Origin of the sequence: Synechocystis sp. LEGE 06083 (genome assembly GCF_015207725.1) — a bacterium.
Lineage (GTDB): Bacteria > Cyanobacteriota > Cyanobacteriia > Cyanobacteriales > Microcystaceae > Synechocystis > Synechocystis salina.
On sequence record NZ_JADEWJ010000165.1, the window covers coordinates 1 to 8577 of the forward strand.

At 48.9% G+C, this 8577-nt stretch carries 8 protein-coding genes and 1 pseudogene; 5 read left to right on the forward strand and 4 right to left on the reverse strand.

The features are described 5' to 3' along the window. From IQ219_RS12805 to IQ219_RS12820, 4 genes are all read right to left on the reverse strand, one after another. The coding region (locus IQ219_RS12805) for a biotin/lipoyl-containing protein (RefSeq protein ID WP_194072861.1) at positions 1-555 on the reverse strand (555 nt) is incomplete at its 3' end. Positions 556-914: 359 nt separating this feature from the next. Next, a complete protein-coding gene (locus IQ219_RS12810) occupies positions 915-1196 on the reverse strand; it encodes a HigA family addiction module antitoxin (RefSeq protein ID WP_194072862.1) in 282 nt (93 codons plus the stop codon). A gap of 5 nt (positions 1197-1201) precedes the next feature. After that, positions 1202-1495, reverse strand: a complete 294-nt coding sequence (locus IQ219_RS12815; RefSeq protein ID WP_194019398.1) for a type II toxin-antitoxin system RelE/ParE family toxin — start codon at positions 1493-1495, stop codon at positions 1202-1204. Between the two features lie 161 nt (positions 1496-1656). Further along, complete coding sequence (locus IQ219_RS12820; protein ID WP_194072863.1) at positions 1657-3318, reverse strand: bifunctional serine/threonine-protein kinase/formylglycine-generating enzyme family protein; 1662 nt, start codon at positions 3316-3318, stop codon at positions 1657-1659. Positions 3319-3499: 181 nt separating this feature from the next. Between IQ219_RS12820 and IQ219_RS12825 the strand changes: the two genes are divergently transcribed. The 5 genes and pseudogenes from IQ219_RS12825 to IQ219_RS20545 all read left to right on the forward strand — a co-directional run. Beyond that, complete coding sequence (locus tag IQ219_RS12825) at positions 3500-4138, forward strand: DUF3318 domain-containing protein (protein ID WP_190596904.1); 639 nt, start codon at positions 3500-3502, stop codon at positions 4136-4138. A 318-nt stretch (positions 4139-4456) separates the two neighbouring features. After that, positions 4457-6799 carry a cation-translocating P-type ATPase gene (locus IQ219_RS12830; RefSeq protein ID WP_194072864.1) on the forward strand — a complete coding sequence of 781 codons (2343 nt, stop codon included), beginning with the start codon at positions 4457-4459 and terminating at the stop codon, positions 6797-6799. A gap of 266 nt (positions 6800-7065) precedes the next feature. After that, positions 7066-7539 (forward strand): FHA domain-containing protein, encoded by a 474-nt coding sequence (locus tag IQ219_RS12835; protein WP_190596900.1) that lies wholly within the window; start codon positions 7066-7068, stop codon positions 7537-7539. A 32-nt stretch (positions 7540-7571) separates the two neighbouring features. Then, positions 7572-8333, forward strand: coding sequence for a YebC/PmpR family DNA-binding transcriptional regulator (locus IQ219_RS12840; protein WP_194072865.1), 762 nt, complete (start codon positions 7572-7574; stop codon positions 8331-8333). 107 nt (positions 8334-8440) lie between these two features. Continuing rightward, positions 8441-8577, forward strand: a pseudogene (locus tag IQ219_RS20545) (putative glutamate--cysteine ligase); the annotation flags it as partial.

Below are 8577 nucleotides of genomic sequence, written 5' to 3' on the forward strand. Positions count from 1 at the left end.
AGCTATGGGAGCACTGACGGGTTTACCGGCGGCACCTTCAATATCGGCGGCCACAATTCTGCCGTGGGGACCGGTGCCAGCCACGGTGGCCAAATCAACTTTTAATTCTTTGGCTAGTTTTTTCGCCCGGGGGGAAGCAACAATCCTGCCACTACCCTTGCCATTGCCATGGCCATTACTGCTGGGGGTAGGGGCTGTTTCTGTGGCAGTTGCAGTGGCGATCGCCGCTGGTTCCGGTTGTTGGGGGGCTGGAGCAGGGGGCGCACTGGAGGAACCACCAGAGCCTGCTTTAGCTTGGGCTTCGGCAATTTCTGCTTCCGTTTCCGCCACTAACCCTAGGGTTGCTCCCACGGGGGCTTCTTCCCCTGCGGGGACCAGAATGGCGGCCAGGTAACCTTCGTTAAAGGACTCCACGTCCATATCGGCCTTGTCCGATTCCACCACCAAGACAGTTTCGCCTTTTTCCACTTTGTCGCCGGGGGACTTAGTCCAGGAAACAATTTTCCCCTCGGTCATGGTGGAACTCAGGGCCGGCATGAAAATGTCGTAGATCATGGTGGTTGTATCTCTTAAATCTCTTTGGGGATCCCTTGGTATGCAGGGAGTTAAAACCTGGGCAGACGGTTTAAATTCTATCAAATCATTGCACGAGAAAACCCTAACTAAAGCTCCAGTGGCATTTGGGATGGGGGTGGGTTGATCGCCTTAATTGCCTTTGAGGTGGTCAGGTGGTTATAGCAAAAAACCAAACTTAATGCTTTCCCTAGCATCAGACCCCTGAGAGATTGAGGGCGATCGCCGTTCTTGAATATTTCACGCTGTGGCTAATGTAGCCTAATACAACTAAAGTACTGCAGTCAATCAAGAGTAAATATTTCTGGCTCAGACTATCGCATCCTCCAGCAACAAATTCTTCAAACTTTTATTGCCTGTTTGGTTTCTTGTGGTTTGTTTAAGGCTAAGTCATAATTAGTCTGTAAGTTCATCCAAAAATGTGGTGTAGTATCAAAAGCTTGAGCTAATAACCAGGCTATTTTGGGGGTAATTTTATTTTTTTCTTGAATAATTTCATTGATTTGTTTTACTGAAATATTCAAATAAGTGGCTAGGGTTTCTTGAGTGATGTTCATGGGTTCAAGAAATTCTTCTAAGAGAATGATTCCGGGATGGGTGGGGAGGCGATTGGTTGGGAGCATATTATTTAATCGTGATAATCAATAATTTGGACTTGACTGACATTACCATTTTGCCATTGAAAAATGATTCGCCATTGGTTGTTAATCCGAATACTATAAAATCCTTTTAAGTTTCCCTTGAGTGCTTCTAAACGATTGCCGGGGGGACTATTTAGTTCTTCCAACTTCTCAACAGCGTTTAAAATATCCAATTTATTCAAGGCTTTTTGTGTAATCTCAGATGGGATTTTTCTTGAATTTCGGCTATTGATACCGTTGAATAGGTCAGCAGTTGCTTGGTTGCCAAAGGACGTAATCAATTTTTGCTTTGAAGTTAGTTGGCCGTGTGTATTTGACGTAAATATTATACACTTTGCATTATAGGGCGCTGCCCTATCGCTAACACATTCCACTGGGCTGATTATTTCTAGTCACACAAAATAGACCGATGCAAGCGGGAAAACATTAATCAAACTCTGGCTCAATCCAGAACTAAACGAAAACCGCTGTTGCTGAACCTATTGTTTAGGCTGTTACCGAAGCGGAAGGAAGAAGAGCAGTTTATAGGATTGTCGATACAAGAACCACCTCGAAGTAGCTTAACTTTACTGCTAAATATTTTTTTGTCCTCATCTCCATTGATTAGTGCCTCTTGATCATTATTATGCCAATCATAATCGCACCATTCCCACACATTGCCGTGCATATCATACAATCCCCAGGGATTGGGTTTCTTTTGACCTACAGGATGGGTTATCCCTCCTGAATTGTTGCTATACCAAGCGTAATCCTCCAACTGTACTTCATCATCCCCAAAGGAATAGCGGGTTTGAGTTCCGGCTCGGCAGGCGTATTCCCATTCCGCTTCCGTGGGTAATCGATATTTTTTGCTAGTTAAACTTACTAAATCTTTACAAAAAGATTGGCCGTCGTTCCAACTGATCTGCTCAACTGGATTTTTAGGATTAGGCTTAAAAATACTACCACTAAAGTATGAAGGATTATTTCCCATTACTGCTTGCCACTGTTCTTGAGTAACCGGATATTTACCCAAATAAAATTCTTTCAAAGTGACTCGATGGATTGGTTTTTCATTATCCTTTTGATTCGAGCCCATCATAAAGCTGCCAGCAGGAATTTTTATCATTTCTAATTTCACTCCCCCAGGTAAAATGTCAATTAGAGTTTGTGTGTTTCCTGACTGCAGTTGGGTTTTGGGTATATTCGGTATCTTAACGTTCGTCTGGGTGGAAACTTTTGGAGTTATAAAGCCCAGATCTTTTAGCGCATCGGCAGCACTTTGATAGCGTTTTTTCACTCCCAAAATCACCAGCTTTTCTAAAATATTGTCTAACTCATTACTCACTGAATTATTGACTAAGTAATCCCGCCAGCACCATTCATGTTCTCCCTGGTCAAATAAATCGAAGGGGGAAATTCCCGTTAATAAATTTAAGCAAGTGACGCCTAAGCTGTACAAATCACTGGCATTGACCGCTTTACCATTCATCTGCTCCGGGGCCACATATTCCGCCGAGCCAATTATGGTTCCTGTGACCGAGCGATTTCCAGGATTAACAGCCTTAGCTGCGCCAAAATCCACCAAAACTAACTTTTGATCCGACTGGCGACGAATAATATTTTCCGGTTTAATGTCCCGGTGAATTACCTGATGACTATGGATAAAGTCCAGCACTGGCAACATATCCGTCAACAAAGCCCGAATCTTTGCTTCGTTAAAGACTCCCTGACTAGCTAACTCCTGGGCTAAATTTTCTCCCTCGATATATTCTTGAACTAAATATTGACGCTGGTCATCGGCAATGAAATAGGCCAGCAATTCTGGTATTTGCCCATGATTGCCCAAATCATCCAGGCGTTTTGCTTCTTCCTGGAATAACTCCGCCGCCTTGCCCAAAGATCCGGTTCCCTGCCCCTGGGGAAAAAATTGCTTAATCACACAACGGGGTTGGGATGGCTTATCCAAATCCACCGCCAGAAAAGTTTTACCAAATCCTCCCTGGCCAATCAGCTTTAAAGCCTGGTAACGATCCTTGAGCCAAAGCTTTTGACCGCATTTTTGACAAAATCTATGGGTTACTGGGTTAACCGCTAGACAATCGGGGTTAAGACACTGGCTCATGGCTTTATCAATACAGACCTATGACTTACTATGATGCTCCAAATTCATCAACTCAACCCATGAAAAACGAAATTTATCGGGTTGCTGGCGATCGCCTTGGCGGTGGGCCAAAGGAAAATGTCAAAATGGGTTAGGATTATCCAGATCCACTGTTGATCAGTCAAGAAAATAGCAAACTGCCATGACCTCCTACTCCTCTGCAACGGCTCGCGCTGAAATGAGTGAACTACGGCGCTTGAAAAGTTTACTGCCGCCGGAACTCCAAAGTTGGGTAATGGTGGAAGGTAGCACCGAAGTTAACCCCCCCCTGATCCGTTCGGAGGAGTTGGGCCGGGATGAGATTGAAATTCAGGTGGATTTGGCCAAATGGGAAAACCTGGCCATTGACCAGCGGAATTTACTGTTTTGGCACGAAGTAGCCCGCGTTCAGAGCGATACCATTCCCCGGGAAGGTTGGGAAATGGCGGCCCTGGCTATCGGTTTAGGGGGCGCTGTGGGAGAACTGTGGGTGCAAGATGGATTGCTGTTGCTCCTGGCCTTGGGACTGTGTGGCATTTCCGGCTATCGGCTCTGGCAAAAAAATAACGGCGACAAACGCATCAAAGAGGCGATCGAGGCGGACGAAAAGGCCATTACCCTCGCTACCCGTTTTGGTTACACCTTGCCCAACGCCTATAAAAGCCTTGGTAGTGCCTTCAAAACTTTAATTGAACAAACCCCCAACCGCCGCCAGCGTAAACAGTATGAAACCCGTCTTCAGGCTTTGCGCCAAAGTGCGGCCAAAATGAAAGCTAAAACCCAAAAGGCTAAAGCCCTCTAAACATTGTTGGTTTGCATACTAATCAGGATTTAATTCCCCTGCCTTGGCGTAGGCTGACACTGCCATTGGTTAATTATTTGTCTATAAATGCTGTTGCTAAGGGGAGTTCTGGGCTTTTGAGGAGGGCTTAGTAAATAACTTGCGACCATCCATTGATCAATTGAAGAGATTGGCAAGATGGAGGACTTTAACTTTAACAAGGACCGGGAGTGCTGGTCCGATCGCCGATCCTGGGACAGATAGCAAAATTGCTTGGTAAGGTGGAAAAAATTTCCCCATGATTGGGACTGATGCCCTGTTTACTTTATTACCTCTACCATGGTTCAACTTTCCCCAACCCCCGCATCAACCCTGACTGACAACGATGACAATGGGCAAAATCAGACCAGTAGTTTAACCCTCGATGTGGGCGGTATGAAGTGTGCTGGTTGCGTAGCGGCAGTGGAAAGGCAATTGGGTCAATTAGCCGGGGTGACAGACAGTTGCGTCAATTTAGTTACAGCAGTGGCGGTGGTACGCTATGCTCCGGAAAAAATTACTCCCCAGGCGATCGCCGAACATTTGAGTCAGCGGGGATTTCCCAGCCAAATTCGTCAGGGCCACGGGGGCATTGCTTTACCAACAACGGAAAACGGCAGTAAAGAAAACGTTAACTGGGGCTTGGCCATTGCCCTAGTGTTACTGCTCCTATCGGCACTGGGCCATCTGAGCCATTTCGGTGGCCCCATGATTCCCTTTTTCCATCACCCTGTATTCCACTGGGGTCTGGCTACTTTGGCGATCGCCATACCGGGGCGGGAAATTTTCTTCGATGGTTGGCGGGGTTTACGATTTGGCCATGCCAACATGAATACCTTGGTGGCCCTGGGTACTGGCAGTGCCTACCTCACCAGTTGCATTGCCTGGATTTGGCCCGGGTTGGGCTGGGAATGTTTTTTCGATGAGCCAGTGATGCTATTGGGGGTGCTACTGCTGGGCAGAACCCTAGAAAGTAAGGCCAGACAAAAAGCTAAATCTGCTTTGACGGAACTGTTAGCCCTGCAACCTTCCTTAGCCAGACTGGTGGGCAGGGGAGATACAAAAGGGGAAACTGGCATCGAAATTCCCGTGGAACAGGTGCGGGTGGGGGAATGGGTGCAGGTGTTACCAGGGGAGAAAATTCCGGTGGACGGCATTTTAGTGGCGGGAAAAACCCTGGTGGATGAGTCCCTCTTGACGGGGGAATCCCTGCCCGTGGAGAAAAAAATTGATGACGCGGTCATTGCCGGAGCTTGGAATCAGTCCGGGGCCATTACCATTGCGGCTACCCACATTGGGGCAGACACCACCTTGGCTCGCATTATTCAACTGGTGGAAACGGCCCAAACCCAAAAAGCCCCCATGCAACGGTTAGCGGATCAGGTGGCGGGCTGGTTTGCCTATGGCGTGATGGCGATCGCCTTGGGAACGTTGACCTTTTGGGCCACGGTGGGGCAATCATTTTTCCCCCAGATGGTTACGGACACAGGACTTTCTCCTCTTTTGTTAGCCCTTAAACTAAGCGTTTCGGTGTTAGTTGTGGCCTGTCCCTGTGCCCTCGGCTTAGCCACCCCCACTGCAATTTTGGTGGGCACCAGTTTAGGGGCTGAACAGGGCATTCTGATCAAAGGGGGCAACATTTTAGAAATTCTCCAGCGCACTACGGTGATGGCCTTCGATAAAACGGGCACCCTCACCCAGGGCAATTTACAGCTAACGGATACGTTTCCGGTGATAGATATTCCAGCGGCCCAGTTATTGACCTTAGCGGCCTCGGTGGAGCAGGGAACCCGCCATCCCCTAGCCCAGGGATTAATCTCCAGTGCCCAAGATCTGGAACTTTTGCCAGTGGAGAATATTGAAACGGAAGCGGGGCAAGGGGTGCAAGGTTGGTACCAAGGCGATCGCCTATTGGTGGGGAATCAACAATGGCTCATGGAAAAGGGAGTAATGTGGCACTCCCAATGGCAAACAGAGGTGGACCAACTGCGTAACCAGGGAAAAACGGTTATTTTTGTGGCCCGCAATCAACAATTGCAAGGATTTTTAGCCCTGCAGGATACCCTCCGCCCGGAAGCTAAGGCCACCATTGCCCAACTAAAACATTGGGGCATTACTCCCCTACTGTTAACCGGTGACCATCCCACCATCGCCGAGGCGATCGCCATGGAGGTGGGCATTGCAGAATTCCAGGCCCAGATGACGCCCCAGGCCAAGGTGGCTAAAATTAAGGCAATGCAAAGGTTAGACCCGGCCTCAGTGGTGGCTATGGTGGGGGACGGTATCAATGATGCTCCAGCCCTAGCCCAGGCCAATGTGGGCATTTCCCTCTCCGGGGCAACGGCGGTGGCCATGGAAACGGCGGATGTGGTGTTAATGCGCTCCCAATTGTCCGATGTGCTCAAAGCCTTGACCCTAAGTCGTGCCACAGTGGCTAAAATCAAGCAGAATTTACTTTGGGCCCTAGGTTACAATCTGGTGGCTGTGCCCCTGGCCGCTGGGGCGTTTTTGCCTAGTTTTGCCATTGTGCTGACTCCGGCGATCGCCGCCGCTATGATGGCCAGTAGTTCCATTGTGGTGGTGTTGAATGCCCTGAGCTTGCGGTACCAGTTTTCCTCTGCCCCAGAACGGAATCGAGACTAAGGGGGGTCTAGAAGTTGTAGTCTGGTAACTTCCCCCCCCGGAAGACCCAGGCAACACGTTCAAGCCTGATTGTTGTCACCATGGGCGACCCAGAGGGTGGCCGGCACCAACTTTTAGCTACCACTAGGGATTGCTAGATTAGCTTGGTTAATATTGATTGAGGTGAGTCACTGACCTTTTGCCCAATTTTCCGCTGTAGACTAACCTCCGGGTTGGAAGTTTAGTGAGTCCGTCACCGTCCGCCTTTGTTCCTTTTTCCCTTGGCCATGTCTGATCCCTCGGCAAAACCCCTGCAAGAGCACGTTCTGATCATTTCAGATGACGGTGGCCGTCGGGAAGTTTTACTAACTGAAACCTTCTACACCATCGGGCGATCGCCAAGGGCCGACATCCGCATCAAATCCCAATTTGTTTCCCGTATCCATGCGGTGCTGGTGCGTAAATCCTCCGAAGATGTTCAGGCGGCTTACCGTATTATTGACGGCGATGAAGATGGGCAGAGCAGTGTTAATGGTCTGATGATCAATGGGAAAAAAAGACAAGAACATACTATCCAGACTGGAGACGAAATTGTCATGGGTCCCCAGGTCTCCGTGCGCTACGAGTACCGCCGTCGGGATCAATTTGGCACCATTCCGGGTAACGAACAATTTGATATTACCCTCATTGACCCTGGCATGATTGAAGATGAGGAGGAAATCCCCACCTCTGTTTCTTCCTCTCCCCCAGAAATGGAATAATTATGGGGGTGTTCGTTAGACGGTAATGACCAATGGGCGGCCGTAAATGGCAAAGTATTAAACGACAAAAAGCAAGGGTGGATGCCCAAAAAGGTAAAACCACCACCCAATTATCCAGGGCAATCATTGTGGCCGCTCGCCAAGGTATCCCCGATCCGGCGGGCAACTTTCAACTGCGGACAGCCATTGAAAAAGCTAGGGCCGCAGGGGTTCCCAATGACAGCATCGACCGGGCGATCTCCAAGGGTGCCGGAACCTATGAAGATGGGGAAAGTAACTACGAAGAAATGCGCTATGAAGGCTATGGCCCAGGGGGAGTAGCGGTGTTAATTGAAGCCCTGACCGATAATCGCAACCGCACGGCGGCAGATCTACGGGCGGCGTTCAGCAAAAAAGGGGGGAATTTGGGGGAAACCGGTTGTGTCAGTTGGATGTTTAGCAAAAAAGGAGTAATTCGCTTGGAGGGGGAACTGGAGGAGGAAAAATTGCTGGAAGCTTTGCTGGAGGGGGAGGGGGAAAGTTACGAATGGCTAGACGAGGAAGATGGGGGCGGTGTGGAAGTTTTCAGTGAGGTAAGTCAACTGGAAAGCCTCAACCAAGTGTTACAGAACCATGGCTTTGCCATTGCAGAGACGGAACTGCGTTGGTTGCCGGAAAACACCATGGAAATCGCTGACCCAGACCAGGCCAAGGCCCTCATGCAAATGATCGAAACGCTAGAATCCTTGGACGATGTGCAATCGGTCACGAGCAACTTTGAGTTAACGGAAGAGTTGTTAGCCCTGGCGGGGTAGGCGGTGAGATACTAGGAAAGCGGGGTGGTGATCCATTTTCAGCGCCTTTCCGTATTTACTGTTTCCTGGTGGTCTTCCCCCCCATTAATTTTAAAGAGGCGAGTGCAGTGCAGTTGACTAAAGGGTTAGAAGTCGAAATCTATACCGGCAAGAAGACCGGGGAGATTGTGGGGCTTTCCGATCGCATTGTGCGGGATTTAAGTGGGTTTGTGCGGGAGCCGGACAGCCGCAATGTGGAATACAC